Annotated in this window: 27 protein-coding genes and 1 pseudogene; 21 read left to right on the forward strand and 7 right to left on the reverse strand. The window is 68.2% G+C overall.

What is annotated here, in order from left to right; translation table 11 throughout:
• The first annotated feature begins 15 nt into the window (after positions 1-15).
• The 6 genes from R5H19_RS05040 to folE2 all read left to right on the forward strand — a co-directional run bounded on the left by R5H19_RS05040 (position 16) and on the right by folE2 (position 5,055).
• Positions 16-1,347 (forward strand): TRZ/ATZ family hydrolase, encoded by a 1,332-nt coding sequence (locus R5H19_RS05040; protein ID WP_318157856.1) that lies wholly within the window; start codon positions 16-18, stop codon positions 1,345-1,347.
• Between the two features lie 14 nt (positions 1,348-1,361).
• Entirely contained in the window at positions 1,362-1,613 is a 252-nt protein-coding gene (locus R5H19_RS05045; protein ID WP_318157857.1) for a YciI family protein, read from the forward strand.
• Positions 1,614-1,739: 126 nt separating this feature from the next.
• Complete coding sequence (ubiG, locus tag R5H19_RS05050) at positions 1,740-2,468, forward strand: bifunctional 2-polyprenyl-6-hydroxyphenol methylase/3-demethylubiquinol 3-O-methyltransferase UbiG (RefSeq protein WP_318157858.1); 729 nt, start codon at positions 1,740-1,742, stop codon at positions 2,466-2,468.
• Entirely contained in the window at positions 2,465-3,148 is a 684-nt protein-coding gene (gph, locus tag R5H19_RS05055; protein WP_318157859.1) for a phosphoglycolate phosphatase, read from the forward strand. The genes ubiG and gph overlap by 4 nt, the downstream gene beginning before the upstream one ends.
• A complete protein-coding gene (locus R5H19_RS05060; protein WP_318157860.1) occupies positions 3,145-3,999 on the forward strand; it encodes a phytoene synthase in 855 nt (284 codons plus the stop codon). The genes gph and R5H19_RS05060 overlap by 4 nt, the downstream gene beginning before the upstream one ends.
• 108 nt (positions 4,000-4,107) lie before the next feature.
• Positions 4,108-5,055, forward strand: a complete 948-nt coding sequence (folE2, locus tag R5H19_RS05065) for a GTP cyclohydrolase FolE2 (RefSeq protein WP_318157861.1) — start codon at positions 4,108-4,110, stop codon at positions 5,053-5,055.
• A gap of 100 nt (positions 5,056-5,155) precedes the next feature.
• Here the strand turns inward: folE2 and yidD are convergent, their stop codons facing one another.
• The gene (yidD, locus tag R5H19_RS05070) at positions 5,156-5,401 is read right to left on the reverse strand and encodes a membrane protein insertion efficiency factor YidD (RefSeq protein WP_318158158.1); all 246 of its coding nucleotides are present in this window, start codon (positions 5,399-5,401) and stop codon (positions 5,156-5,158) included.
• Between the two features lie 835 nt (positions 5,402-6,236).
• On the opposite strand from yidD, the gene dksA reads away from it, so the two are divergent.
• Complete coding sequence (gene dksA, locus R5H19_RS05075) at positions 6,237-6,725, forward strand: RNA polymerase-binding protein DksA (protein ID WP_318157862.1); 489 nt, start codon at positions 6,237-6,239, stop codon at positions 6,723-6,725.
• 114 nt (positions 6,726-6,839) lie between these two features.
• On the opposite strand, the gene R5H19_RS05080 is transcribed toward dksA, so the two are convergent.
• On the reverse strand, positions 6,840-7,271 hold the full coding sequence (locus R5H19_RS05080) for a SufE family protein (protein ID WP_318157863.1): 432 nt from the start codon (positions 7,269-7,271) through the stop codon (positions 6,840-6,842).
• Positions 7,272-7,312: 41 nt separating this feature from the next.
• A complete protein-coding gene (gene cysS, locus R5H19_RS05085) occupies positions 7,313-8,683 on the reverse strand; it encodes a cysteine--tRNA ligase (protein ID WP_318157864.1) in 1,371 nt (456 codons plus the stop codon).
• Positions 8,684-8,874: 191 nt separating this feature from the next.
• Here cysS and R5H19_RS05090 point away from each other — a divergent pair, with 191 nt between their 5' ends.
• The 14 genes and pseudogenes from R5H19_RS05090 to R5H19_RS05155 all read left to right on the forward strand — a co-directional run.
• A complete protein-coding gene (locus R5H19_RS05090) occupies positions 8,875-9,399 on the forward strand; it encodes a glycine zipper 2TM domain-containing protein (RefSeq protein WP_318157865.1) in 525 nt (174 codons plus the stop codon).
• Between the two features lie 377 nt (positions 9,400-9,776).
• Positions 9,777-10,784, forward strand: a complete 1,008-nt coding sequence (locus tag R5H19_RS05095; protein ID WP_318157866.1) for an N-acetylornithine carbamoyltransferase — start codon at positions 9,777-9,779, stop codon at positions 10,782-10,784.
• Between the two features lie 6 nt (positions 10,785-10,790).
• Entirely contained in the window at positions 10,791-11,411 is a 621-nt protein-coding gene (locus R5H19_RS05100; RefSeq protein ID WP_318157867.1) for an FMN-binding negative transcriptional regulator, read from the forward strand.
• Positions 11,408-11,881, forward strand: coding sequence for an OsmC family protein (locus tag R5H19_RS05105; RefSeq protein ID WP_318157868.1), 474 nt, complete (start codon positions 11,408-11,410; stop codon positions 11,879-11,881). Before R5H19_RS05100 ends, R5H19_RS05105 begins: the two co-directional genes overlap by 4 nt.
• 28 nt (positions 11,882-11,909) lie before the next feature.
• Positions 11,910-13,103, forward strand: coding sequence for an argininosuccinate synthase (locus R5H19_RS05110; protein WP_318157869.1), 1,194 nt, complete (start codon positions 11,910-11,912; stop codon positions 13,101-13,103).
• Entirely contained in the window at positions 13,100-14,200 is a 1,101-nt protein-coding gene (locus tag R5H19_RS05115; RefSeq protein WP_318157870.1) for an acetylornithine deacetylase, read from the forward strand. Before R5H19_RS05110 ends, R5H19_RS05115 begins: the two co-directional genes overlap by 4 nt.
• Complete coding sequence (locus R5H19_RS05120; RefSeq protein WP_318157871.1) at positions 14,187-15,509, forward strand: acetylglutamate kinase; 1,323 nt, start codon at positions 14,187-14,189, stop codon at positions 15,507-15,509. The genes R5H19_RS05115 and R5H19_RS05120 overlap by 14 nt, the downstream gene beginning before the upstream one ends.
• 103 nt (positions 15,510-15,612) lie before the next feature.
• Positions 15,613-16,572, forward strand: coding sequence for an N-acetyl-gamma-glutamyl-phosphate reductase (gene argC, locus R5H19_RS05125; protein ID WP_318157872.1), 960 nt, complete (start codon positions 15,613-15,615; stop codon positions 16,570-16,572).
• Positions 16,573-16,645: 73 nt separating this feature from the next.
• On the forward strand, positions 16,646-17,941 hold the full coding sequence (gene argH, locus R5H19_RS05130) for an argininosuccinate lyase (protein ID WP_318157873.1): 1,296 nt from the start codon (positions 16,646-16,648) through the stop codon (positions 17,939-17,941).
• Positions 17,942-17,954: 13 nt separating this feature from the next.
• Positions 17,955-19,139, forward strand: a complete 1,185-nt coding sequence (gene proB, locus R5H19_RS05135) for a glutamate 5-kinase (protein ID WP_318158159.1) — start codon at positions 17,955-17,957, stop codon at positions 19,137-19,139.
• Complete coding sequence (locus R5H19_RS05140; protein ID WP_318157874.1) at positions 19,136-20,398, forward strand: glutamate-5-semialdehyde dehydrogenase; 1,263 nt, start codon at positions 19,136-19,138, stop codon at positions 20,396-20,398. The genes proB and R5H19_RS05140 overlap by 4 nt, the downstream gene beginning before the upstream one ends.
• A 132-nt stretch (positions 20,399-20,530) precedes the next feature.
• Positions 20,531-20,794: a DUF1778 domain-containing protein gene (locus tag R5H19_RS05145; RefSeq protein ID WP_318157875.1), complete on the forward strand. Its 264-nt coding sequence runs from the start codon at positions 20,531-20,533 to the stop codon at positions 20,792-20,794.
• Between the two features lie 3 nt (positions 20,795-20,797).
• Positions 20,798-21,301: a GNAT family N-acetyltransferase gene (locus R5H19_RS05150; protein ID WP_318157876.1), complete on the forward strand. Its 504-nt coding sequence runs from the start codon at positions 20,798-20,800 to the stop codon at positions 21,299-21,301.
• Between the two features lie 96 nt (positions 21,302-21,397).
• A pseudogene (locus R5H19_RS05155) lies at positions 21,398-21,680 on the forward strand (gamma-glutamyl-phosphate reductase); the annotation flags it as partial.
• Positions 21,681-21,705: 25 nt separating this feature from the next.
• On the opposite strand, the gene R5H19_RS05160 reads toward R5H19_RS05155, so the two are convergent.
• The 4 genes from R5H19_RS05160 to R5H19_RS05175 all read right to left on the reverse strand — a co-directional run bounded on the left by R5H19_RS05160 (position 21,706) and on the right by R5H19_RS05175 (position 25,772).
• Positions 21,706-22,737: an alpha/beta hydrolase gene (locus tag R5H19_RS05160; RefSeq protein WP_318157877.1), complete on the reverse strand. Its 1,032-nt coding sequence runs from the start codon at positions 22,735-22,737 to the stop codon at positions 21,706-21,708.
• Between the two features lie 72 nt (positions 22,738-22,809).
• Positions 22,810-24,105, reverse strand: coding sequence for a kynureninase (gene kynU, locus R5H19_RS05165; RefSeq protein ID WP_318157878.1), 1,296 nt, complete (start codon positions 24,103-24,105; stop codon positions 22,810-22,812).
• 117 nt (positions 24,106-24,222) lie between these two features.
• Positions 24,223-24,741 carry a hypothetical protein gene (locus R5H19_RS05170; RefSeq protein WP_318157879.1) on the reverse strand — a complete coding sequence of 173 codons (519 nt, stop codon included), beginning with the start codon at positions 24,739-24,741 and terminating at the stop codon, positions 24,223-24,225.
• The gene (locus R5H19_RS05175) at positions 24,738-25,772 is read right to left on the reverse strand and encodes an amidohydrolase family protein (protein WP_318157880.1); all 1,035 of its coding nucleotides are present in this window, start codon (positions 25,770-25,772) and stop codon (positions 24,738-24,740) included. Before R5H19_RS05175 ends, R5H19_RS05170 begins: the two co-directional genes overlap by 4 nt.
• Positions 25,773-25,818: the final 46 nt, after the last annotated feature.

The following is a 25,818-nucleotide window of genomic DNA, read 5'->3' on the forward strand; positions in this document are numbered from 1 at the left end:
CAGAGTGAGTGAGCGATGAGCCACGCCGCCCCACAGCCTGTCGACCTGGTGATCGAAGCCCGTTGGGTGGTGCCGGTCGAGCCGCACGCGGTGGTGCTGGAAAACCACGCGGTGGCGGTGCAGGACGGTCGCATCGTGGCGCTGCTGCCGATCGCCGACGCGCGAGCCGCCTACGTGCCGCGCGAGCGCGTCGAACTGGGCGAGCATGCGCTGATCCCCGGCCTGGTCAACAGCCACACGCACAACCCGATGACCCTGCTGCGCGGTCTCGCCGACGACCTGCCGCTGATGGTGTGGCTGCAGCAGCACATCTGGCCGGCCGAGGCCAAGGTGATGGGCGCCGAGTTCGTGCGCGACGGCGTCGAGCTGGCGGTGGCCGAGATGCTGCGCGGCGGCACCACCTGCGCCAACGAGAACTACTTCTTTCCCGACGTGATCGGTGCCACCTACCGCAAGCTGGGCTTCCGCGCGGTGGTCGGCCTGCCGGTGATCGAGTTCCCCACGGCGTGGGCGAAGAGCCAGGACGAATACTTCGAACGTGCCGGTGCAGTGCACGACAGTTTCCGTGGTGACCTGCTGGTCACCACGGCGTTTGTGCCGCATGCGCCGTACACGGTGTCCGACGAGAGCTTCGAGCGCATCCGCCTGCTGTCCGACCAGCTCGACATCCCGGTGCACCTGCACACGCACGAGACCGCGCACGAGGTCGAGGAAGAGAAAGCCAAGAGCGGCCTGCGCCCGTTCCAGCGCCTGCAGAAGCTGGGCCTGGTCAACGACCGCCTGATCGCCGTGCACATGACCCAGCTGACTGACGGCGAGATCGCCGCCTGCGCCGCTGCCGGCGTGTCGGTGGTGCACTGCCCGGAGTCCAACCTCAAGCTCGCCTCCGGCTTCTGCCCGGCGGAAAAGCTGCGCGTCGCGGGCGTCAACGTGGCGCTCGGCACCGACGGCTGCGCCTCCAACAATGACCTGGACATGTTTGGCGAGATGCGCACCGCCGCGCTGCTGGCGAAAGCCGTGGCTGGCGACGCGGCCGCGTTCGACGCGGCATTCGCGCTGCGCGCGGCCACGCTCAATGGCGCGAAGGCGATCGGACTGGAGGCGAAGATCGGCTCGATCGAAGTCGGCAAGCAGGCCGACTTCGCCGCCGTGCGGCTGGGCGAACTGGAAACCCAGCCGCTGTTCCACGTGATCTCGCAGCTGGTCTACGCCACCGGCCGCCACCAGGTCAGCGACGTGTGGATCGCCGGCAGGCGCAAGCTGGCCGGGCGCGAGCTGGTCGGCATGGATACTGCGGCGATCCTGGAGCGCACGCGCGCCTGGCGCGAACGCATCGCTTCGGCTTGAACGGGAGTCCGTCGATGAATCGTTACCTGGTCGTGCTGATCCGCCGGCCGCATCTCGATCCCGCGGTGGTGCCGTTGCACCTGGCGTTCCTGCAGGGTTTGCGCGAGGCGGGCCGGGTGGAGCTGTCCGGCGGCTTCAGCGACAAGTCCGGTGGCGCCTACGTGCTGCGCGCCGCCGATCTGGCCGAGGCGACCACGCTCGTGCACGAGGATCCGGCCCACATCAGCGGCGGCTGGGACATCACGGTGCATGAGTGGCAGGCTTGAATGGTTGCGCTCGTGCGTGAGTGCAAGGACCGCAAGGGGGCCATCCCTGGCTGCACTCATCAAGCAAAGGGCTCCGCGTTCGCCGGCGCTTTTCACTAAACTCATGTGCTCACCGTGGATTCGAACATGACCGCCGCCAACGTCAACCCCGACGAGATCGCCCGCTTCGACCAGCTGGCGGCACGCTGGTGGGATCCCGACGGCGAGTCGCGCCCGCTGCACGACCTCAACCCGGTGCGCGCCGCCTACGTCGCCGCCCGCGTCGACCTGCGCGGGGCGAAGGTGGCCGACGTCGGCTGCGGCGGCGGCCTGCTCAGCGAGGCGCTGGCGCGCGCCGGCGCGAAGGTCACCGGCATCGACCTGGGCGAGAAGGTGATCGAGGTCGCGAAGCTGCACCTGCATGAGTCCGGCCTCGACGTCGACTACCGCGTGCAGTCCTCGGCCGGGCTGGCGACGGCCGAGCCGGCAAGCTTCGATGCGGTGTGCTGCATGGAGCTGATCGAGCACGTGCCCGATCCGGCGGCGCTGGTCGGCGACCTGGCCGCCATGCTCAAGCCGGGCGGACGACTGTTCATGTCCACCCTCAACCGCACCCCGGCCGCCTTCGGCGCCGCGATCGTGGGCGCCGAGTACGTGATGCGCCTGCTGCCGCGCGGCACCCACCATTACGCGCAGTTCCTCAGGCCGTCCGAGCTGGGGCGCCTGCTGCGCCGTGCCGGGCTGGAGCTGGAAGACGTCTCCGGACTGGGCTACAACCCGCTCGACCGCAAGGCCTGGTTGAGCAGGAGCACGGCGGTCAATTACCTGCTCAGCGCACGTGCCACGGGAACTTCCCGTGGTGGCCAGCCGGCATGAAGAAGTCCTTGCCCGCAGACACCCAGGGCGTGCTGTTCGACCTGGACGGTACCTTGCTCGACAGCGCCCCTGACTTGTACGCAGCGCTGCTGACGCAGTGCACGGAGGAGGGCGTGCCGCCGCCGCCGTACGCGCCGGTGCGCGAGGTGGTGTCGCGCGGTGCGCGCGCGGTGTTGCGCTGCGCATTCGCCGCGCGTGGCGAGCCGGCGCTGGAGGCGCTGGTGCCGCGTTACCTGCAGTTGTACCAGGATGTGATGGCGCAGCAGACACGTACGTTCGACGGCGTCGACGAGCTGTTGGCGCGGATCGAGGCGCACGGCCTGCGCTGGGGCATCGTCACCAACAAGGCGGGCTTCCTCACCGATGAACTGGTCGCCCGCATAGGCTGGGGCGGGCGCGCCAGCGCCGTGGTCTCGGGCGACACGCTGGCGGTGAAGAAGCCTGATCCGGCGCCGGTGCTGCTGGCTTGCGAACGCGCCGGGGTGACGCCCGCGCGGAGCCTGTTCGTCGGCGACGACCGCCGCGACATCCAGGCTGGTGCGGCCGCCGGCCTGTACACGGTGGCGGTGAGCTGGGGCTACCTCGACGGCGGCGACCCGCATGCGTGGGGTGCCGACAAGGTGCTGGACCATCCGGCCGAGCTGGCCGAACTGCTGCAACTGCAGGCGATCACGGCATGATCGAGCTGGTCGAACAGAACGCGGTACTGCAGGGTTTCATCGACAAGTGGCTGGCGGTGCAACCGCAGCAGCGCATCGCGCTGGCTTTCGTCGACGGCCGGCGTTACCCCGGTCATGTGGCGCTGGCCGCGCTGGAGCAGGAATTGCTCGGCGCCGCCTACGGCATCCGCGAGCCGCAGGTGGCCACTGCCAAGCTCAACTGGTGGGCCGAGGAACTGGCTGGTGCGGCTGCCAGTGGCGGCCGCCATCCGCTGACCCAGGTGCTGTTCGACGACGAGCGTGCACACGCCATCGCCGGCGAACTGTGGCTGGCGCCGGTGCTGGCCGCGATGGCCCAGCTGGAGCAGGGCACCGCGGCCGATTTCCCCGCGCAGGTCGAGGCGGCGATGCCGCTGCATGGCGCGCTGGCCACGCTGGAAACCGCCTGGTGGTACGGTGCCGAGGCGTCACCGGTGCGGGCGTCGCGGCTGGCCGTGCTGAATCACCTGCTGCACGCGCTGCTGCGGCTGGAGCAGGATGTCGAGCGCGACCGCCTGCCGTTGCCGATGGCGCAACTGGCGCGACATGGCCTGGGCCGCGCGCAATTGCGCAGTCACGGCGCGGCGCGGCAGCAGGCGATCAAGGCGCAGTTGGACGACTTGCTGGCCAGCTGGGCGGAGTCGGCCATGCTGGCCGGGCCGCTCAGCGTGTTCCGCGCGCTGGAATCGCGCCACGCCGGCAGGCTGGCGCGGCATGCGGCGCGGGCAGGCGATGCGCTGGCGGTATTGCAGGCCGGCCAGTCGCGCGCCGGGTTGCCCACCCTGTGGCAGGCGTGGCAGGCCGCGCGTGCGTGGCGCCGGTACGTGGCGTAAAACGGCAGCGGACGCAGCGTTTCCGTCGCGCCACTATTGCGTGCAAGCCTGCCTGCCCCAAAATGATCTGCTTCACGGCGGCCTGTCCGCCGATGCCAGGACTCCCTCATGCCGAACCAGGAAAATACCGCCCGCCTGCTGCCCGACGTCGCCGTGCACGCGCAACCGCACCTCGCCGGCGCGCTGGACTGGGTCGGCATGGCCGAGATCCAGGTGCCGGTGCTGTTCGATGCCGGCGACGGTCAGGCGCAGCGTTCCAGTGCCCGGGTCGGCGCCTTCGTCAACCTGAGTCGGCCGGACAAGCGCGGCATCCACATGTCGCGGCTGTATCTGCAGGTCGAGCAGGCGCTGAGCACGCAGGCGCTGCATGCGCAGACGCTGCATGCACTGCTGCGCGGCTTCCTCGATTCGCACAAGGACTTGTCCGACCGCGCCTGCCTCAGCATCCGCTTCGAACACCTGGTGCGCCGTCCCGCGCTGAAGAGCGCCAACAGCGGCTGGCGCGCGTATCCGGTATGCATCGAGGCCAGCCTCATCGGCGACGAGTTCCTGCTCGAGTTCGGCACCGAAGTGGTTTATTCCTCGACCTGCCCGGCCTCGGCCGCGCTGTCGCGCCAGCTGATCCAGGACCAGTTCGCCAGCGACTTCGACCCCGGCAAGCCGCTCGACCATGCCGCGGTGCTGGCCTGGCTCGGCAGCGAGAAGGGCATCGTCGCCACGGCGCACGCCCAGCGCAGCGTGGCGCGCCTGCGCATCCGCCTGGCGCCCGGCGCAGGCTTTCATCTGATCGGCCTGATCGACCGGGTCGAGCACGCGCTCGGCACGCCGGTGCAGACGGCGGTGAAGCGCGAGGACGAACAGGCCTTCGCGCTGGCCAACGGCGGCAACCTGATGTTCTGCGAGGACGCCGCCCGGCGTATCCAGAAGGCACTCGACGCCGACGCCGCGCTCAGTGACTTCCACATCCGCGTCGAGCACCAGGAAAGCCTGCATCCGCACGATGCGGTGGCCTATGCCAGCAAGGGTGTGGAAGGGGGTTACGGCTCCACGCCGTGACGGCCGCATCGCAGGCGGACACCGTCCGCCTGCCGCCGGCCGAAAGCCGGCGATCGCCACGCCATCGCCGTGCGTCGACCGGCCCGGCACTCCCTGGCGATCAGTGCAATCCGGAAGAGGAATCTTCCCGCGGGCGGCAGCGGGAAAAATGGAAGTGCTCGGGTACCGGGTCATGGCCGCCGGTGCACATCGGCTGGCAGCGCAGCAGCCGCCAACCGGCCAGCAGGCTGCCGCGCCACGGGCCGAAGCGTGTGACCGCAATCCGTGCATAATCGGAGCAACTGGGGTGGAAGCGACAGCGTGGACCGAGCAGGGGACTGAGCCAGCGCTTGTACAAACGCAGCATCCACAGTATCAATCGAGTCGGAACGTTCACGGTGCCGGAGCAGCCAGCTGCGGGTAGTGTTACAAGTATTCCAGAAGCGAGCTTGCCGGTGTAGGACACATGGGCTATAACACCCGGCCGCCACGGCCAAAAACGGTGAAGGGATATGGCGAAAACGACGCATAGTTCGACCGCTGCCAGGGCGCAGAAAGGCAAGACGTCAGCCGGGACCAAGGCTGCCAAGTCGAAGACGGCCGCAAGCAAGGGGCGGGTCGTGAAGAGCGCCGGCAAGGCGCCTGCGAAGGCTGCGCTGAAGAAAGTTGCCGTCAAGCAGGCAGCGAAGAAGCCGGCGGCCGGAAAAGCCGTTGCCAGATCACCCGCGAAGAAGTCTGCCGCGAAAAAGGGGGCCGTGAAGAAAGTCGCCGTGAAGAAGACGGCAGCCAGGAAAGTCGTGGCGAAGAAGGCGGCCCCGAAGAAGGCTGCCGCGAAGAAGGTTGTCGCCAGGAGCACCAAACCAAAGAGCGGCACCGCCGCGAAAACGGCGGCGAAACCGCTGTCCAGGGTGACTGCCGGGAAAGCGCTGCAGGCCAAGCCTGCGGCGAAGCATGCCGCGAGGCCGGCGGCCAAACCTGTGGCGAAGCCTGCCGCAAAGCCGGTGGCGAAGCCCGCGGCAAGAACTGCGTCAAAACCCGTCGCCACGCCGGTAGCGGCAGTGGCAAAAAGCGTATCCCCGGCACCCGCCAGCACCCTGTTCAAGGGCAAGGTGGCGAGTGCAACCGCCATGGTGATGCCGCGTGCGACTTCGACCGCGGGCCATGCCTCTTCCCACAAAAGTCCGAGAAATTCGTCGTCCTCAATGAATAAATCCGCTGCAAAGAAACTCGACAACGGCATCACCCGCGAAGATGGGCGCTATGCGCTGCCGTCGACCAGCAACGTCACGTTGCCCAAGGGTTACCACCCCTCGCCCGGCGAGGAGTACATGAACCCGATGCACCTGGCCTACTTCCGCAACAAGCTGCGCGACTGGCGCGACCAGCTGGTGGAAGAGTCGCGCCAGACCATGGACAACCTGCGCGAAGAGGTGCGTGACGTCGGCGACGAAGCCGAGCGCGCCACCCGCGAGACCGAGAACTCGCTGGAACTGCGCACCCGCGACCGCTACCGCAAGCTGATCTCGAAGATCGACAAGGCGTTGCGCCGGATCGAGGAAGGCAGCTACGGTTTCTGCGAAGAGACCGACGAGGAGATCGGCATCGACCGTCTCGATGCGCGTCCGATCGCCACGCTGTCGCTGGATGCGCAGGAACGCCGCGAGCACTTGCAGAAGCAGATGGGGGATTGATTCCTGCGCTCCTCCGTGAGCGCAAAGATCTGGCCCGGCATCCATGCCGGGCTGTTCGAGCAAAGCCCCGCTTCGTGCGGGGCTTTGTCTTCAGGCGTATCGGTGCGGGAACGCTCAGGCCAGCGCCTGCGCCGCATAACCCTTCAGCTTCGCCAGCATCGCCGCCAGGCCGTTCGAGCGCGTGGGAGAGAGATGCTTGGCCAGGCCGATCGCGCCGATGAAACCGGGTTCGGTGGCGACGATCTCCATCGCCGGGCGATCGGAGTAGACGCGCAGCACCAGTGCGATCAGGCCGGACACGATCGCCGAGTCACTGGTGGCCTCGAAATGCATGCGCGACGCATCGCCGCTGGGCACCAGCCAGACCATCGACTGGCAGCCGTGCACGCGGTACGCCTCGATCTTGTGCTCTTCGGGGAATGGCGGCAGCTGTCGGCCGAGGTCGATCAGGTACTGGTAGCGTTCGGTCCAGTCGCCGAGGAAGGCGAATTCCTCGGCGATTTCCTGCTGCGCCTGCTCGGCGCTGGTGGTGGCGGTGGCGTTCATGGGGCACATTATCGCGCGGGCGCGCCGCATCTGCGCGGCGCTCAGTTCTTCAGTACGCTCCAGCGCGTGCCCTGGGCGCTGTCCTCGATGGCGATGTTCATGGCCGCCAGCTCGGCGCGGATCGCATCGGCGCGCGCGAAATCGCGGGCGGTGCGGGCGGCCTGGCGCTGTTGCAGCAGATCCTCGACGTATGCCGCATCGACCGCGCTCCCACCGCGCCGGAACCACGCTTCGGGCTCCTGCTGCAGCAGGCCGAGCAGGGCGCCGCCGCCGAGCAGTGCGGCCTTCGCTTCCGGGGTGCCGGCCTGGCGCGCGGCATCGGCCAGCACGGACAGTTCGGCCAGCGCCTGCGGCGTGTTGAGGTCGTCGCACAGCGCCGACTCGACGCGTTCCGGCACTGGCAGTTCGCCGGCCGGCAGTTCGACCGCGGCCAGGTCGCGCAGCACGCGATACCAGCCGTCCAGCGTGCTGCCGGCCTGGGCGATGGCCGCCTCGGACCAGTCCAGCGGCTGCCGGTAATGGCCGCTCAGCAGGCGCAGGCGCAGCGCTTCGGACGGGTGCAGCTTCAGCAACTCGTGCAGCAGCAGCACGTTGCCCAGCGACTTGGACATCTTGCGGCCGTCGAAGGTGAGCATGCCGTTGTGCATCCACCAGCGCGCGAAGGTCTTGCCGCCGTGGGCGCAGGTGGACTGCGCCACCTCGTTCTCGTGGTGCGGAAACAGCAGGTCGACGCCGCCGGCATGGATGTCGATGGTTTCGCCCAGGTGCGCCGCGCTCATTGCCGAGCACTCGATGTGCCAGCCGGGGCGGCCACGGCCCCACGGGCTGTCCCAGCCGGGCAACTCCGGCGTGGACGGTTTCCACAGCACGAAGTCGGCGGGGTTCTTCTTGTACGGGGCTACTTCCACCCGCGCGCCCGCGATCAGCTCCTCGGTGTCGCGCCCGGACAGCTGGCCGTAGGCCGGATAGGTGCCGACGTCGAACAGCACGTGCCCCTCGGCCGCGTAGGCGTGGCCGTCGGCGATCAGCACCTCGATCATCGCGACGATCTCGTCGATGTGGGTGGTGGCGTGCGGCTCGATGTCCGGCGGCGCCACGCCGAGTTCGGCCATGTCCTCGCGGTAGGCCCGGGCGAAGCGCTCGGTGATCGTGCCGATCGGCACGCCCTGCTGCTGCGCGGCCGCGTTGATCTTGTCGTCGACGTCGGTGATGTTGCGCGCATAGACCACCCGCGGGTAATGCCGCCGCAGCAGCCGCACCAGCACGTCGAATACCACCGGTCCGCGCGCATTGCCGATGTGTACGTAGTTGTAGACGGTGGGACCGCACAGGTACATGGTCACGCGCTCGGGATCGAGCGGGGCGAACGGCTCGGTGCGGCGGGTCAGGCTGTTGTAGAGCGATATCGGCATCGGTGGCATCCGCGGCGTGGGGCGGCGCAGGATCGGAGCGCGGCCGGCGCGGCATCTTAACAAGGTGTGAGCGGCCCGGTCGCGCAAGGGTTTGTCGGGGCAGGCTCTAAGCGTGTATTCAGTGTCAATTTGCTGGAATGCTGCCAGTACGCGCGCAAGCGCGCCCGCCGATTCGACATTGGGAGGTTGCCATGATCAAGCCGTGGCTTTCCGCACTGGTACTCGCCGTGATGGCCACCGGCGTGCATGCCCAGGACGGGCGTTACGCCAACGCCGATGACAACACTCATTATGGTTGGGCCGACGTGCTGCGCGCCGACCCGGTGCAGGGCGTCACCCGCACCGAAGTGCCGCGGCAGGAGTGCTACGAGCAGCCGGTGGTTCGCCGCGAGGGCGGCAACAGCACGGCCGGCACTGTGCTGGGCGCCGTGATCGGCGGCGTGCTGGGCAACACCGTGGGCAAGGGCGACGGGCGCAAGGCCGCCACCGTTGCCGGCGCCGTCGCCGGTGGTGCCATCGGCAACCGCGCCAGCCGCGGTGGCGAGTACGAATCCACCCAGACCGAGTGCCGCCAGGTCAGCTCGATCAGCGAGCAGCGCCGGATCATCGGCTACGACGTGGAATATCGCTACCGCGGCGAGGTCTACACCTCGCGCCTGAGCTACGACCCGGGCGAACGTCTGCGGGTGCGCGTGCGGGTCGACCCGGCCGACTGAGCGGATTTCCCGTCTCCGACAACGCCGCCACCCGCTGGCGGCGTTGTCGTTTCCGCCATGCGAATATTTTTGTTGCATGGCAACGAAATTGCCGCCATCATGGCCGCTCGCTCATCCGGAACCTTCATGTCCACAGCCGTCTATACCGCCAACGTGCTGACCAGCGCCCGCATGGCCGCTGGCATGACGTCGCGTGCGCGCCGACCGCTGGACCGACATTCGGCCGGGTAGGCTGTCGCACGCGTTTCATCCGTATCGACGACAAGACCCGGCCAGCGTGCCGGGTTTTTTGTTTTTGGTTTCACCGCGAAAAGCAGAACCGGCCATCCGCGGCCGGACTTTCGACAAGGACCATTCACCGCCAAGGCGATTCACCCATGACCATCCGTCACTTCCTCACCACCCAGGACTGGAGCCGCGCCGAGATCGACGCGCTGCTCGACGATGCGGCCGCTTTCAAGCGTTCGCGCACCGGCAACCAGCTGGCCGGCAAGTCGGTGGCGCTGCTGTTCTTCAATCCCTCGATGCGCACCCGCACCAGCTTCGAACTGGGCGCGTTCCAGCTGGGCGGCCACGCGGTGGTGCTGGCGCCGGGCAAGGACGCGTGGCCGATCGAGTTCGAGGTTGGCACGGTGATGGACGGCGACACCGAGGAGCACGTGGCCGAGGTGGCGCGCGTGCTCAGCCGCTATGTGGACCTGATCTGCGTGCGCGCCTTCCCCAAGTTCCAGGACTGGTCGGTGGACCGCCAGGACAAGGTGATCAAGGCGTTCGCCAAGTACGCCACGGTGCCGGTGATCAACATGGAGACGATCACCCATCCCTGCCAGGAGCTGGCCCATGCGCTGGCCATGAAGGAGCGCCTGGGCGACCTCACGAAGAAGAAGTACGTGCTCACCTGGACCTACCATCCCAAGCCGCTGAACACCGCGGTGGCGAACTCTGCGCTGCTGATCGCCACCAGGATGGGCATGGATGTGACCTTGCTGTGTCCCACCCCCGAGTACGTGCTGGACGAGCGCTACATGGCGTTTGGCCGTCTGAATGCAGAGCAGAACGGCGGTTCGCTCAAGGTCAGTCACGACATCGAGGAGGCGTACTCCGGCGCCGACGTGGTCTACGCCAAGAGCTGGGGCGCGCTGCCGTACTTCGGCCGGTGGGAGCAGGAGAAGCCGATCCGCGAGGCGCACAGGCACTTCATCGTGGACGAGGCCAAGATGGCGCTGACCAACCATGGCCTGTTCAGCCACTGCCTGCCGCTGCGCCGCAACGTCAAGGCCACCGACGCGGTGATGGACGCGCCGTATTGCTTCGCCATCGACGAGGCCGAGAACCGCCTGCACGTGCAGAAGGCGGTGATGGCGTCGCTGATCGGGCAGGGCTGAGTCGACATGTATATGCCGAAGCATTTCGAGGAAACGCGGACCGAGGCCCTGCACGAGCTCATCCGGACGTATCCGTTCGCCACCGTGGTGACCCATGCGACCGGCGGGCTGACGGCCAATCACCTGCCGTTCGAGCTGGTCGACGGCGTGCTGCATGGCCATGTCGCGCGCGGCAACGAGCTGGCGCAGCAGGACGGCGCCGAGGTGCTGCTGGTGTTCCAGGGTCCGGACGGCTACATCAGTCCGAACTGGTATCCGAGCAAGCACGAGACCGGGCGCGAAGTGCCGACGTGGAATTACGCGGTAGTGCACGTGCATGGCCGGCTGCGGGTGATCGACGACGCGGCATGGCTGCGCCGGCTGCTGGAGACACTGACCGATCACCATGAAGCGGGCCAGCCGCAGCCATGGAAGATCACCGATGCGCCGGACGACCACATCGAGAAATCCCTGCGCGCCATCGTCGGCCTCGAAGTCGCGGTCGAGCGCATCGAGGGCAAGTTCAAACTCAACCAGAACCACCCCGCACGCAATCGAGCCGGCGTGATCGCCGGCCTGCGCCAGCGCGACGGCGATGGCGACGCGGAACTGGCCGCACTGATGGCACAACAGGAGCAAGCATCGTGAATCATCCGCATCGCTATCGCGTCGAGGTGGAATGGACCGGCAACCTCGGCAGCGGCACGGACGGCTACCGCAACTACAGCCGCGACCACGTGGTCCGCATCGACGGCAAGCCGGCGATCGCCGGTTCTTCCGATCCGGTGTTCCGCGGCGACGCCAGCCGGCACAATCCCGAGGACATGCTGGTCACGGCGTTGTCGACCTGCCACATGCTGTCCTACCTGCACATGGCCACCGTCGCCGGCGTGGTGGTGACGGCGTACACCGACGCGGCCGAGGGCACCATGGCCACCGACGGCGACGGCGGCCGCTTCGTCGAGGTGGTGCTGCGTCCCGTGGTGACCATCAGCGCCGCCAGCGATCCGGGCAAGGCCGAGGCGGCGCACGAAACCGCGCACCACGCCTGCTTCATCGCCAACTCGGTGAATTTCCCGGTGCGCTGCGAACCGCGCATCGTCGTCGAATCCGTCTGACTGTTTTCATTTCCAGGGTCTGCAAGCCATGAACAAAGACATCGTCCTCGCCTTCTCCGGCGGCCTCGACACCAGTTTCTGCGTGCCCTACCTGCAGGAGCGCGGCTGGGCCGTGCATACCGTGTTTGCCGACACCGGCGGCGTCGATGCCGAGGAGCGCGCCTTCATCGAGCACCGCGCGCAGGAACTGGGCGTGGCCAGCCACCTCACGGTGGACGGCGGCCCGGCGATCTGGGCGGGCTTCGTCAAGCCGTTCGTGTGGGCAGGCGAGGGCTACCAGGACCAGTACCCGCTGCTGGTGTCCGACCGCTACCTGATCGTGGAGGCCGCGCTGAAGCGCGCCGCCGAGCTGGGCACGCGCGCCGTAGCGCACGGCTGCACCGGCATGGGCAACGACCAGGTGCGCTTCGACCTCGCGGTGAAGTCGCTGGGTGACTACCAGATCGTGGCGCCGATCCGCGAGATCCAGAAGGAGCACACGCAGACGCGCGCCTACGAGCAGAAATTCCTGGAGGAGCGCGGCTTCGGCGTGCGCGCGAAACAGCAGGCCTACACCATCAACGAGAACCTGCTTGGGCTGACCATGTCCGGCGGCGAGATCGACCAGTGGCAGGCGCCGGGCGAAGGCGCGGTGGGCTGGTGCAAGCCGCGCGCCGAATGGCCGTCCAAACCGCTGCGGGTGAAGATCGGCTTCGTCAGCGGCGAGGCGGTGACGCTGGACGGCGAGAAGATCGCCGGCCACGCGATGCTGGCGAAACTCAACGGCCTGTTCGCGGCCTACGGCGTGGGCCGCGGCCTGTACACCGGCGACACCACGATCGGCCTCAAGGGCCGCATCATCTATGAGGCACCGGGCCTGACCGCGCTGCTCGCCGCGCACCGAGCGCTGGAAGAGGCCGTGCTCAGCAAGCAGCAGAACCGCTTCAAGCCCGAGGTCGCGCGCAAGTGGGTGGAGCTGGTCTACGAGGGCTTCTTCCACGATCCGCTGAAGACCGATCTGGAAGCGTTCCTGGCCTCCAGCCAGTCCACCGTCAACGGCACGGTGACGCTGGAGACGAACGGCGGCAGCGTCGGCGCGGTGGCGGTGGAGTCCAAGCACATCCTCAACGCCAAGGGCGCCACCTACGCGCAGTCGGCTGACTGGGGCGTGGAAGAGGCCGAGGGCTTCATCAAGCTGTTCGGCATGAGCAGCACGCTGTGGGCGGAGGTCAACCGCGGATGAGCGCGCTGCTCGATGCCACGTTGAAACACCTGGCGGCGCTGGTCGGCTTCGACACGCGCAATCCGCCGCGGGCGATCGACACCGGCGGCATCTTCGACTACCTGCGCACGCAGCTTCCCGGCTTCGAAGTGACGGTGACCGACTTCGGCGCCGGCGCGGTGGCCATGCACGCGGTGCGCGGCGAGCCGAAGGTCCTGTTCAACGTGCACCTGGATACCGTGCCCGATTCGCCGGCGTGGTCGGCCGATCCGCATGTACTTCGCCTCACCACGGATCGCGCGATCGGCCTCGGTGTCTGCGACATCAAGGGCGCGGCGGCTGCGCTGCTGGCGGTGGCGAACGCCAGCAGCGGCGACATGGCGCTGCTGTTCACCACCGACGAGGAAGCGAACGACGCGCGCTGCATCGCCGGCTTCCTGCGCGAACCGCACGTCTACGAAGCAGTGATCGTGGCCGAGCCCACCAAGGGCGAGGCGGTGCTGGCGCATCGCGGCATCCAGTCGGTGCTGATGCGCTTCGCCGGCCACGCCGGGCACGCCTCGGGCGAGCAGAAGCCGGGCGACAGCGCGCTGCACCAGGTCGTGCGCTGGGGCAACGCGGCGCTGGACTTCGTGGCGGCGCAGTCGCACGAGCGCTTCGGCGGGCTGACCGGGCTGCGCTTCAACATCGGCCGCATCGAGGGCGGCATCAAGGCGAACATGATCGCGCCGAGTGCCGAGCTGCGCTTCGGCATGCGTCCATTGCCCACGATGAACCCGGACCAGTTGCTGACGCGTTTCCGCACCTTGGTGGAACCGCCGCCGGTGGAGTTCGTCGAGACCTTCCGTGGCGCCTCGTTGCCCGCCGGCGACACGGCGAACGCCGAGGCCAACCGGCTGGTCGCGCGCGACCTTGCCGACGAGCTGGGCATCCCGGTCGGCAATGCGGTGGACTTCTGGACCGAGGCGGCGCTGTTCTCCGCCGCCGGCTACACCGCCTTCGTCTACGGCCCCGGCGACATCGCCCAGGCGCACAGCGCCGACGAGTGGGTCGCGCTGGAACAACTCGAAGACTACGCAACGACGATTCACCGGATCATCCATCATGGACTCGGCTAAGCACTCCACCCGCAAGACCATCGTGCGCCTGCTTTCGAGCATGGGCAGCGCGAAGGAGATCCAGCAATACCTCAAGCGCTTCTCCGCGCTGGACGCCAAGCGCTTCGCCGTGGTCAAGGTCGGCGGCGCGGTGCTGCGCGACGAGCTGGCCGACCTGGCCTCGTCGCTGACCTTCCTGCAGCAGGTGGGGCTGACTCCGATCGTGTTGCACGGCGCCGGTCCGCAACTGGACGAGGAACTGGCCGCTGCCGGCATCGAGAAGCAGACCGTGGGCGGCCTGCGCGTGACCTCGCCGAAGGCGCTGGGCATCGTGCGCCGCGTGTTCATGCAGCAGAACCTCAAGCTGGTGGAAGCGCTGCAGTCGATGGACACCCGTGCCACCGCGGTGCCGTCGGGCGTGTTCATGGCCAGCTACCTGGACCGCGACACGCTAGGCCTGGTCGGCAAGGTCGAGAGCATCAACCTGGCGCCGATCGAGGCCAGCCTGCGCGCGAATTCGATCCCGGTTATCGCCAGCCTGGGCGAGACCGACGAGGGGCAGATCCTCAACGTCAACGCCGACGTCGCCGCCAACGAACTGGTGCGTGTGCTGCAGCCGTACAAGATCGTGTTCCTCACCGGTACCGGCGGCCTGCTTGACGGCCGCGGCAAGGTGATCGACTCGATCAACCTCAGCACCGAGTACGAGCAGCTGATGGCGCAGCCGTGGATCAACGGCGGCATGCGCCTGAAGATCGAGCAGATCGCCGACCTGCTGGCCGGCCTGCCGCTGACCTCGTCGGTATCGATCACGCGGCCGTCCGAACTGGCCAAGGAACTGTTCACCCACAAGGGCTCGGGCACCCTCGTCCGACGTGGCGAGAAAGTCCTGCGCTTCGACTCGTGGGACGGCATCGACCAGGCACGCATGCGCACGCTGATCGAATCCAGCTTCGGGCGCACGCTGGTGCCGGACTACTTCGAGCGCACCCGACCCTACCAAATCTACGTGAGCGAGAACTACCGCGCCGCGATGATCCTCACCATGGAGGAGGGCCTTCCTTATCTGGACAAGTTCGCCGTGCTCGACGACGCGCAGGGCGAAGGCCTGGGCCGTGCGGTATGGCAGGTGATGCGCGAGGAAAATCCGCGGCTGTTCTGGCGTTCGCGTCACCGCAACCCGGTCAACATCTTCTACTACGCCGAATCCGACGGCTGCCTCAAGCAGCCGAGGTGGAAGGTGTTCTGGTACGGCCTGGACGGCAATTTCGACACCATCGCCCGCTGCGTGGCGCACTGCGCGCAGCGCCAGCCGACGCTTATTGGATGAATTCAATGACAACTATCTGCGGGAAACCATCCATGGTGCGCTCTCCTTTCGGCATCCATGCCTCACCCTCGACATGCGCATGCGATGCGCTACTCCGCATCGCATGAACGCGCATATCTCGACCATCGGCATCGTCGGCGCGCGCGGCCACACCGGCGCGGAGCTGATCCGCCTGATCGCGGCGCATCCGGCGCTGGCGCTGGCCTTCGTCTCCTCGCGCGAGCTGGACGGCCAGCGCGTGAGCGAGCACAGCGACGCCTACGCCGGCGAGCTGCGCTACGAGAGCCTCGATCCGGCCGCCGTGGCGGCCAAGCGCGCCGACGTGGTGATCCTCGCCTTGCCCAACGGCAAGGCGGCGCCCTATGTGGAGGCCATCGAGCAGGCGGCGCCGGATACGCTGATCGTCGACCTTTCCGCCGACTACCGCTTCGACCCGGCCTGGTATTACGGCCTGCCGGAACTCACCCGTGGCGACTGGCGCGGCGAGCGGCACATCAGCAACCCCGGCTGCTACGCCACCGCGATGGAACTGTCCATCGCGCCGCTGAAGGATCTGCTCGCCGCGCCGCCGGTGTGCTTCGGCGTCTCCGGCTACTCCGGCGCCGGCACCACGCCGTCGGACAAGAACGATCCCGAGAAGCTGCGCGACAACCTGATGCCGTACGCGCTCACCGGCCACGTGCACGAGAAGGAGGCCAGCTTCCGGCTCGGCATCCCGGTAGAGTTCATGCCGCACGTGGCACCGCACTTCCGCGGCCTCACCGTTACCACCAACCTGTACCTTGCCCGCCCCTTGAAGCGCGAGGACGTGCTGCAGCGTTTCCACGCGGCCTACGACAGCGAGAAACTGGTCAGCGTGACCGACGAAGCGCCCTGGGTCAGTCGCATTGCGCACCGCCACCATGCCGAGGTCGGCGGCTTCGCCGTGTCGGCCGACGGCAAGCGGGTGGTGGTGGTGGCGACCCTGGACAACCTGTTGAAAGGCGCGGCGACGCAGGCCATGCAGAACATCAACCGTGCGCTCGGCGTGGACGAGTACACCACCATTCCCGTGCCGTTGTAGGAGCCCGCTCGCGGGCGATGCTGTTGTTGTCGCCCGCCAGCGGGCAGCTACACGAAGGAACCAGGACACCGTCATGACCCAACCTCTCTGGCAAAAAACCGGCATCCAGATCGACGCGAAGATCATGCAGTTCCTCGCCGGCGACGACGTGATCCTCGATCGCGAGTTCTTCCTGCACGACATCGCCGCCAGCAAGGCGCATGTGGAAGGCCTGGCCAACATCGGCGTGGTCAGTGCCGACGAGGCCGCCGCGCTGAAGCGCGAGCTGGACACGCTGGCCAACGACTTCAGGCGCGGCGCCTTCGTGCTGGACGATCGCTACGAGGACGGCCACTCCGCCATCGAGGCGCGCCTCACCGAGCGCCTCGGCGACGCCGGCCGCCGCGTGCACACCGGGCGCAGCCGCAACGACCAGATTCTGGTGGCCACGCGGCTGTGGCTGAAGGACAAGCTGGCTGCGCTGGAATCGCATTGCCGTGCCATCGCCGAGGTCTGCCTCGACCGCGCCGCGCAACCGGCGCTGCCGTTGCCCGGTTACACCCATTTGCAACGTGCGGTGGTGTCGTCCACCGCGATGTGGTTCGCCGGCTTCGCCGAGGGCTTCATCGACAACGCGCTGCGGGCGCGGCAGACGCTGGCGCTGATCGACGCCAATCCGCTCGGCACCGCCGCCGGCTACGGCGTGAACCTGAAACTCGACCGTGCGCACACCACCGCCGCGCTCGGCTTCGCGCGCATGCAGCTCAGCCCGATCTACGCGCAGCTCTCGCGCGGCAAGTTCGAGATGGCCGTGCTGGAGGCGATCGGCGGCGCGCTGCTCGACCTGCGCCGGCTGGCCTGGGACCTGTCGCTGTTCACCACCGCCGAATTCAACTTCGTCCAGCTGCCGGCCGAGTACACCACCGGCAGCTCGATCATGCCGAACAAGCGCAACCCCGACGTGATCGAACTGCTGCGCGCCAGCTACGCCAGCGTGGCCGCCGCGCGCACCGAGATCGAGCAGTTGCTGTCGCTGCCGTCCGGCTACCAGCGCGACCTGCAGTTCTCCAAGGGCTCGATCTTCCACGGCGTGCGCCACGGCCTGATGGCGCTGGAGCTGGTGCCCGACCTGCTGGCGCGGCTTGAATGGAACGCAGGCGCCATGCGTGCCGCGATCGAACCGGCGATGTACGCCACCGACGTGGCGATCGAGCGGGCAGCCGCCGGTGTGCCGTTCCGCGACGCGTATCGCGCGGCGGCGGAAACCGCGGCTTCCGCCGGGCAAGGGCGCACGCCCGAAGGCAGCCTCGCCGCGCGCATCTCGCCGGGTGCCGGCAACGACCTGCGGCTGGATGAACTGCGCGCGCGATTGCGCGCACTCGACGACTGAAAGAGGCATGAGCATGACGGTGATCGACACGGCGAGCGCGCGTACCGAACTGCCCGGCCAGGCGCTACCGTCATGGGGTCGCGCCGTGTTGAAAGTGGGCAGCAACCTGCTCGCCGCCGACGGCGGCGGCCTCACCCCGCGTCATGCCGAAGCCCTGGCCGGCTTCATCAGCGCCAGTTATGCCGAAGGCCGCGAAGTGGTGCTGGTGTCCTCCGGTGCGGTGGCGGCGGGACGCGCGCTGCTGCGCCAGCATGCGAGCGGTGGCGGCCTCGCCGCGCGGCAGGCGCTGGCCGCGCTGGGGCAGGCGCCGATGGTCTCGCTATGGCAGTCCCTGAGCACGCGGCCGGTGGCGCAGGTGCTGCTGACCCACGACGACCTGCGCAACCGCCGCCGCTACCTCAACGCGCGTGCCACCTTGCGCGAACTCTTGCAGCTTGGCGTGCTGCCGGTGATCAACGAGAACGACACCGTGTCGGTGGATGAATTGAAGCTCGGCGACAACGACAACCTCGCCGCCATCGTCGCCGCGCTGGTCGACGCCGACCTGCTGCTGATCGCCTCCGACGTCGATGCGCTGTACAGCGCCGACCCGCGGCGCGATCCCGCGGCCGTGCCGATCCCGCATGTTGCCGCACTCACGCCGGAGATCGTCGCGATGGCCGGCGACAGCGGCAGCGCGGCCGGCACCGGCGGCATGCGCACCAAGCTGCAGGCGGCAGCGAAAGCCGCCGCGGCCGGCATCCCCACGGCCTTGTTCAGCGGGCGCGAGACGGCCACCGTGCAGGCGCTGCAACGCGGGCAACTGCGCGGTACGCTGATCGCCGCGGCTTCCACGCGGTTGCAGGCGCGCAAGTACTGGCTGCGCCACGCACCCGCCGCACCGGGCCGCATCCGCATCGACGCCGGTGCGGTGAAGGCCTTGAGCGGCGGGCGCGTCTCGCTGCTGCCGGGCGGCGTGCTCGGCGCCGATGGCGAGTTCCACCGCGGCGACCTGGTGGAGATCGTCGACGCGGACGGCGCCGCCGTTGCGCGCGGACTCAGCCAGTACGGTGCCGCCGAGGTGCGCCGGCTGGCCGGCCGGCACAGCCGTGAGATCGACGGCGTGCTCGGCTACAGCTACGGCGACGAGGTGGTGCACCGCGACGACCTCGTCAGCATGAATCGCCCGGTGGCGTCCGGGCAGGAGATCAGCGCATGAACACGATCCGCGAACAGGCACTGGCTTGCCGCGACGCCGCCCAGGCTGTTGCGGCGCTGGGCAGCGAGGCGAAGCGCGCGCTGCTGCGCGACATGGCCGCGGCGCTGGAAGCGCAATCCGCCGCGGTGCTGGCCGCCAACGCCGAGGACATGCGCCAGGCCGCGGCGGAAGGCGTGCAGGGCGCCATGCTCGACCGCCTGCGGCTGGACGAGGCGCGCGTGGCCGGTATCGCCGGCGCGCTGCGCGAGGTGGCCGAACTGCCCGATCCGGTCGGCGTGACGACCCGCCACGAGCCACGGCCGAACGGGCTGTCGGTCGAGCGCGTGCGCATCCCACTCGGCGTGATCGCGATGATCTACGAGGCGCGCCCCAACGTCACCGCCGACGCCGCGGCGCTGTGCCTGATGGCGGGCAACGCGGTGATCCTGCGCGGCGGCTCCGAGGCGATCCATTCCAACCTCGCCATCGCCGCGGCATTGCATGCCGCGCTGCGCACGCACGGCGTGCCCGAGGCGGCGGTGACGGTGTTGCAGGATCTCAGCCGCGAGGCGATGGTCGAGCTACTGCAACTCGTCGACATCGTCGACCTGGCCATCCCGCGCGGCGGCGAAGGGCTGATCCGCTTCGTCGCCGAGCACGCGCGGGTGCCGGTGATCAAACACTACAAGGGCGTCTGCCACCTGTACGTGGACCGCACCGCCGACCCCACGCTGGCCCTTGATCTGCTTATTGACGGCAAGACCTCGCGTCCCGGCGTGTGCAATGCGCTGGAGACGCTGCTGGTGCATCGCGACGTCGCCGACACCTTCCTGCCGCGCGCGGTGGCCGCCTTGCGCGAACGCGGCGTCGAACTGCGCGGCGACGAACGCAGCCGCGCACTGGTCCCCGACATGCACGCCGCCACGGAAGACGACTACGCCGCCGAATTCCTCGACCTGATCCTCGCCGTGCGTGTGGTCGATGACCTCGACGCCGCCATCGCCCACATCCGCCGCTACGGCTCCGACCACACCGAAGTCATCGCCACCGCCGACCAGGCCGCCGCGCAACGCTTCGTGCAGGCGATCCGCTCGGCCGTGGTGATGGTCAACGCCTCGTCGCGCTTCAGCGATGGCGGCGAACTCGGTCTCGGCGCCGAGATCGGCATTTCCACCACGCGGCTGCATGCCTATGGCCCGATGGGGGCCGAGGCGCTGACCATCGAGCGCTTCGTGGTGCGCGGGGAAGGGCAGGTGAGGCATCCAGGGAGCAGCATCTAGGCGGGTTTGTCCGCACCTGTGGCGGCGGCTGGTGGCCCGGCCATCCGCAGGCCTGCACTGGCGGCTGCGCCTGGTTCGGCACTTTGCGTATGGCTCTTTTGTACGGTAATCTTCCGTACAAAGGAGACTGCCATGACTGCCGCCGCCCGCCTCGACCTTCGCCTGAACCCCACCGACAAGGCTCGCATCAGCCGTGCCGCTGATCTGCGCGGCGTGCCGCTGTCCACCTTCGTGCGCGATGCCGTGCTGCGCGAGGCCGAGAACGTGATGGCCGCCGAGCTCTCCGTCACGTTGTCGGCGGAGGAGTCGCGCCGTTTCCTCGCGGCGCTGGACAAGCCGTTTGCGCCCAATGCGCGGCTCAAGAAGGCGATGGAACGCGGTCTGGCGCGGCGCTGAGCGGTGCTCGTCGTCCAACGGCTGGATGGCCGCATCCACGATCGCGCAGGCTTCGATTGCGGCGAGCCCTCGCTCAACCGCTACCTGCATGAGCTGGCCACCCAGCATCACCGTGCCGGCGTCGCCACCACGCATGTGCTGGTCGAGAACACGTCGCCATCGGCGATCCTCGGCTACTACTCGCTCGCCGCGGCGCAGCTGTCCCTGGGCGAGCTGACGTCGGCGGACAGGCGCCGCCTGCCGCGCCACCCGGTGCCCGTGGCGCGCCTGGCGCGTCTCGCCGTGGCGCTGGGCGAGCAGGGCCATGGCCTGGGCGAAGCGCTGTTGCAGGACGTGGTGAAACGCTGCCTCGGGCTGCGCGCGGAGCTGGGCATCCATGCCTTGCTGGTGGACGCGCTGCACGAGCGCGCCGCCGCCTTCTACCGCCGCTACGGTTTCCGCGCAACCGCGGCCGACGCGCTTACCTTGTACCTGCCGTTGGGCAACGCCGGGCAAAGCAAACCATAAACGCTGTCGAGGTCGGCGAAGCCGTCGCGGAATCGGCGACCAGATTCTTCGGCGCGGCAGGCTTGCGGGATGGCTCGATTGAAGTTCGCTGCGCACGTGGTGGATAGCCTTGACGACGCCATCGCCCACATCCGCCGCTACAGCTCCGACCACACCGAAGTCATCGCCATCGCCGATGAAACCGCCGCACAACGCTTGTGCCAGCGTTCCGCTCCGCGGTGGTGGTTGTCAATGCCTCCTTCCGCTCAGCGAGGGCGCCGAAATCGGCATCTCCATCACGCGGCTGCGCGCCCGCAGGCCGATAGCAGCGGAGTCGCTCATCATCGAGCGTCTCGTGGTGCACGAAGGGAAGCGAGTGAGGCATTTGCAGAGCCGGGTACGGAGCCGATCCCGCAGTTACCAGCTCACTGTTTCGAGAACTGGCCCCGGGCGATGGCTACGGCCTGATTCACGGCATCGATCACGACCTGTGGGTGGTCGTACTGGATGTAGTGCCCCGAGTTCGGCACGACCTCATTCACGCCACGCGACGACATTGCTGCAACGTCGAGGTGCAGCGATTCCCATAGCAGCGTGCGCTGATTCCGTTCCTCTTGGGTCTCATCCTTCGCCTTCGGATAGGGCGAATGGGTCAGCACGATGATCGGCATGTCACCATAATGCTTGCGCGTGGCCCGTGTCTGGTCGGCGCTTGCGTAGGCCACGGCTTGACGTTCGGAAGCGGCCGCGGCCTGCCAGCGCACAGTTGATGCGTAACGCGCCTGCGCTTCGTTGATGGCAGGGCTGAAGCGTGGATCGGGGTCACCGACGCATTTCTTGTAGGCCGGGGTACCTGCAACGAGGCCACGTTTCGCCTCGTCCACGCAACTGCCGTATTCCTTCAGGAAGCTATCCCACTTGGCCTGCTGCCCCGGTGCGCCAATGGCCCATCCGCGAACCCACTGGTCCTCGTGCGAGCCTTCGACCGAGACCATGCCGACCACCTCATTGGGATAACGGTCAGCGTACACGCGAATGTACATGCCCGCAGCCGAGTGGCCAACCAGCACGTAGGGCGGAGCAACGCGCGCGGCCTTCAGCAGGGTATGCAGATCGTCGGCGGTGTTGCTCGCCGTGCTCGGGCGGCTTGATCCGTCACTGAAGCCCAGTCCGGCGCGGTCGTAGGAGCAGACGCGTGTCTTGGCCGCGATAGCCGGCTGCACCAGCGCCCACGAAATCGTGGAGTCACCCATGCCGGCGTCCAGGATCACCGTCGGTGAACCGGAACCGCGGCAGTAGAGGTTCATGCGGCGACCGTGCCCCACGTTCACCAGCTGCTGCGGCTTCGTGTAGACGGTATCGGTGACCAATGACTCGGCACCTTCCTGGCCAAGGCACGGAGTGGCGAGCAGGGCGCTTACGAGCAGACTTGTCACTGCGACGCTGCGTGCGTTCATGTTTTCCCCTGTTCGATTGGAGCGGGCCATCGGCCGGATATCCCGGCGAAGAACTTGTTCGGCACAACCAAATCAACCGCCAGGACTCCACCCCCGCACCGCCTCCGCAAACGCCAGACAATCCGCGAACCGGTTGTACAGCGGTGCCGGCGAGATGCGGATCACGTCCGGTTCGCGCCAGTCGCCGATGACGCCGTTTGCCATCAGGTATTCGAACAAGGCACGGCCGCGCTCGCGGCCGCCGGTTACGCGGATCGACAGCTGGGCGCCGCGGCGTGCGGGTTCGGTGGGGGTGACCACTTCCAATACGTCGGCGAGTTGGGTCTGCACCAGCCATTCCAGGTAGCCGGTGAGCTGCAGCGATTTCTCGCGCAGGCGATCCATGCCGGCGCGGCGAAAAATTTCCAGTGATACGCGCAGCGGGGCCAGCGCCAGGATCGGCGGGTTGGACAGCTGCCAGCCGTCGGCGCCGGGGGTGGGCACGAACTCCGGGCCCATCTGGAAGCGGGTGGTCTTGTCGTGGCCCCACCAGCCGGCGAAGCGCGGCAGCGCGGCTTGCGCGTGGCGTTCGTGCACGAAGGCGCCGCCGATCGCGCCGGGGCCGGAGTTCAGGTACTTGTAGCTGCACCAGATCGCGAAGTCGGCGCCGCTGTCGTGCAGTTGCAGCGGCAGGTTGCCGACGGCGTGGGCGAGGTCGAAGCCGACCATGCAGCCGTGGCGGTGCCCCAGCTCGGTGATCGCTTTGAGGTCGAACGCCTGGCCGGTGCGGTACTGCACGCCGGGCAGCAGCACCAGCGCGATCTGCTCGCCGTGCTCGGCCAGCGCGCGCTCGATCGCCTGCATCGAGGTGGTGCCGTTCGGTTCGTCGGCCTCCAGCTCGATCAGCGACAGCGCGGGACTGAAGCCGTGAAAGCGGATCTGCGACTCCACCGCGTAGCGGTCGGTGGGGAAGCTGCCGGCCTCGATCAGGATGGCGTGGCGCTCCGGCGTGGGGCGGTAGAAGCTCACCATCATCAGGTGCAGGTTCACGCCCAGGGTGTTCATCGCCACTACTTCGACGGGAAGCGCACCGACCACTGTGGCGAGGTCGTCGCGCACGAACTCGTGGTAGTCCATCCACGGCAGGCGGCCCTTGAAGTGGCCTTCCACGCCCAGTTCGCCCCAGTAATCCAGTTCCGCGTTGACCGCCTCGCGCACGGCGCGCGGCTGCAAGCCGAGCGAGTTGCCGCAGAAGTACACGCTGTCGACCGGCTGGCCGTCGCGACCCTCGTGCGGCGGGATCAGGAACTCGTCGCGGAATGCGCGCAGCGGATCGGCGGCGTCGCGGGCGTTGGCCCAGTCGGAGGTGGCTTCGAAGCTTGCGAGCATGGGGAGTCTCTTGGCGGCAAATCCTCCGCCTGCGTTCAGGGGCAAGGGAGGTGAAGATCAAGAGCTACCCCTCCCCAGCCCTCCCCTGCAGAGCAGGGGAGGGAGCGTGGCGGTTGGCTATTTGAGTTGCGCGGCGATCGCGTCGCAGCCCTTGTCGAAGGCGGCCTTCCAGTCGGCGCCGGCTTCGGTCTGGCTGGGGCGCACGCAGCGCAGCTGGATCGCGTGGCCATTCTTGAACCAGTAGTGCTCGGTGTAGCTGAAGGCGGTGGCGTTTTCCTGCGCGGTGTAGACGTTGCTGTTCGGGCCGGGCGGCACTGCGGCGGCCTTGTAGCCGGGCAGCGCCATGGCTTTCGCGGTGGCTTCGCTGCGGTACTGGTTGAAGCCGTTGACGTCGGCCACCTGCTTCACCGTGACGGTGACGCGGGCGAGGTTGTTCCTGCCGGTGGGCGAGGGGTCGGGCACCTGGAACACGCGGGCTTCGGGGTCGCCCTGGGTTTCCATGATGCCGAGCCAGCTGTCCGGCGTGGTGAAGTGGACGGCGCCGCCGGCCATGCTGACGTCGGCGGCGTGTGCACCGCCGGCGGCCAGCGCGGCGGCGAAGGCGATCGCGAGGGTGGGGCTGCGCAGAAGGCTCATGCGGATTCCTTCAGGATGGGGTCGGGAGCGAAACGGTGGCGGGGCAGGCCCAGCCATTCCAGCGCCGTGCCGTGGAACAGTCGTGCGCGGTCGGCTTCGTCCAGGCCCAGCGCCTCGATGCCGCTGCCGGGCGCCTGCTCCCCCAGCGGGAAAGGATAGTCGGTGCCGAGCATCACCTGGTGGACACCGGTCACATCCAGCAGATAGCGCAGCGCCTGGTCGTCGTGCACGCAGGAGTCGAAGTAGAAGCGCTGGAGGTACTCGCGCGGGTTGCGCGGGTTGTCGGTGGCGACCAGGTCCGGGCGCATGCGGAAGCCGTGCTCGATGCGGCCGATGGTGTAGGGGAAGCTGCCGCCACCGTGGGCCAGCATCACGCGCAGCTTCGGCAGCCGCTCCATCACGCCGCCGAAGGCCAGACAGCAGGCGGCGCGCGACTGCTCGGCCGGCATGCCGACCAGCCATGGCATCCAGTACTTCGGCATGCTGGCCATGCCCATCATGTCCCACGGGTGCACCAGGATCGCAGCGCCGAGGTCGGCGGCCGCCTCGAAGAACGGGAACAGTTCCGGCGCGTCCAGGTTCCAGTCGCCGCAGTGCGAGCCGATCTGCACGCCTTGCAGGCCCAGTTCGTCGATGCAGCGTTCCAGCTCGCGCACGGCCAGCTGCGGCGCCTGCAGCGGCACCGTGCCGATGCCGGCGTAGTGGCGCGGGAAGTCGCGGCAGATGCCGCCCATGTGGTCGTTCAGATGGCGGTGCAGTTCCAGCGCCTGGTGCCCCGGCGCCCAGTACGAAAACAGCACCGGCACGGTGGAGATCACCTGCACGTCGACGCCGAAGCGGGCGTAGTCGTCGATGCGCGTCTGCGGGTCGAACGCCGATTCCCACACCTCGCGGAAGAAGCGGCTGTCCTTGTAGATGCGGTGGTGCCCGTCGGTATGGGTCATCACCGGGAAGCGGTCGTCGCCGTACTTGGCCGCCAGATTCGGCCAGTCGCGGGGCAGGATGTGCGCGTGGGTGTCGATCTTGAGCATCCGACGAGTTTAGAACCTCGCGGCATGAGCGTCGTGCGGCAGTCGC

It is taken from the genome of Rhodanobacter sp. KK11 (genome assembly GCF_033345435.1).
GTDB lineage: Bacteria > Pseudomonadota > Gammaproteobacteria > Xanthomonadales > Rhodanobacteraceae > Rhodanobacter.

Bases quoted from the DNA above. Each gene is read 5' to 3' on its own strand.
- R5H19_RS05040 (WP_318157856.1), top strand. From the start codon at position 16: ATGAGCCACGCCGCCCCACAGCCTGTCGACCTGGTGATCGAAGCCCGT.
- R5H19_RS05045 (WP_318157857.1), top strand. From the start codon at position 1,362: ATGAATCGTTACCTGGTCGTGCTGATCCGCCGGCCGCATCTCGATCCC.
- ubiG (WP_318157858.1), top strand. From the start codon at position 1,740: ATGACCGCCGCCAACGTCAACCCCGACGAGATCGCCCGCTTCGACCAG.
- gph (WP_318157859.1), top strand. From the start codon at position 2,465: ATGAAGAAGTCCTTGCCCGCAGACACCCAGGGCGTGCTGTTCGACCTG.
- R5H19_RS05060 (WP_318157860.1), top strand. From the start codon at position 3,145: ATGATCGAGCTGGTCGAACAGAACGCGGTACTGCAGGGTTTCATCGAC.
- folE2 (WP_318157861.1), top strand. From the start codon at position 4,108: ATGCCGAACCAGGAAAATACCGCCCGCCTGCTGCCCGACGTCGCCGTG.
- yidD (WP_318158158.1), bottom strand. From the start codon at position 5,401: ATGCTGCGTTTGTACAAGCGCTGGCTCAGTCCCCTGCTCGGTCCACGC.
- dksA (WP_318157862.1), top strand. From the start codon at position 6,237: ATGAATAAATCCGCTGCAAAGAAACTCGACAACGGCATCACCCGCGAA.
- R5H19_RS05080 (WP_318157863.1), bottom strand. From the start codon at position 7,271: ATGAACGCCACCGCCACCACCAGCGCCGAGCAGGCGCAGCAGGAAATC.
- cysS (WP_318157864.1), bottom strand. From the start codon at position 8,683: ATGCCGATATCGCTCTACAACAGCCTGACCCGCCGCACCGAGCCGTTC.
- R5H19_RS05090 (WP_318157865.1), top strand. From the start codon at position 8,875: ATGATCAAGCCGTGGCTTTCCGCACTGGTACTCGCCGTGATGGCCACC.
- R5H19_RS05095 (WP_318157866.1), top strand. From the start codon at position 9,777: ATGACCATCCGTCACTTCCTCACCACCCAGGACTGGAGCCGCGCCGAG.
- R5H19_RS05100 (WP_318157867.1), top strand. From the start codon at position 10,791: ATGTATATGCCGAAGCATTTCGAGGAAACGCGGACCGAGGCCCTGCAC.
- R5H19_RS05110 (WP_318157869.1), top strand. From the start codon at position 11,910: ATGAACAAAGACATCGTCCTCGCCTTCTCCGGCGGCCTCGACACCAGT.
- R5H19_RS05115 (WP_318157870.1), top strand. From the start codon at position 13,100: ATGAGCGCGCTGCTCGATGCCACGTTGAAACACCTGGCGGCGCTGGTC.
- R5H19_RS05120 (WP_318157871.1), top strand. From the start codon at position 14,187: ATGGACTCGGCTAAGCACTCCACCCGCAAGACCATCGTGCGCCTGCTT.
- argC (WP_318157872.1), top strand. From the start codon at position 15,613: ATGAACGCGCATATCTCGACCATCGGCATCGTCGGCGCGCGCGGCCAC.
- argH (WP_318157873.1), top strand. From the start codon at position 16,646: ATGACCCAACCTCTCTGGCAAAAAACCGGCATCCAGATCGACGCGAAG.
- proB (WP_318158159.1), top strand. From the start codon at position 17,955: ATGACGGTGATCGACACGGCGAGCGCGCGTACCGAACTGCCCGGCCAG.
- R5H19_RS05140 (WP_318157874.1), top strand. From the start codon at position 19,136: ATGAACACGATCCGCGAACAGGCACTGGCTTGCCGCGACGCCGCCCAG.
- R5H19_RS05145 (WP_318157875.1), top strand. From the start codon at position 20,531: ATGACTGCCGCCGCCCGCCTCGACCTTCGCCTGAACCCCACCGACAAG.
- R5H19_RS05160 (WP_318157877.1), bottom strand. From the start codon at position 22,737: ATGAACGCACGCAGCGTCGCAGTGACAAGTCTGCTCGTAAGCGCCCTG.
- kynU (WP_318157878.1), bottom strand. From the start codon at position 24,105: ATGCTCGCAAGCTTCGAAGCCACCTCCGACTGGGCCAACGCCCGCGAC.
- R5H19_RS05170 (WP_318157879.1), bottom strand. From the start codon at position 24,741: ATGAGCCTTCTGCGCAGCCCCACCCTCGCGATCGCCTTCGCCGCCGCG.
- R5H19_RS05175 (WP_318157880.1), bottom strand. From the start codon at position 25,772: ATGCTCAAGATCGACACCCACGCGCACATCCTGCCCCGCGACTGGCCG.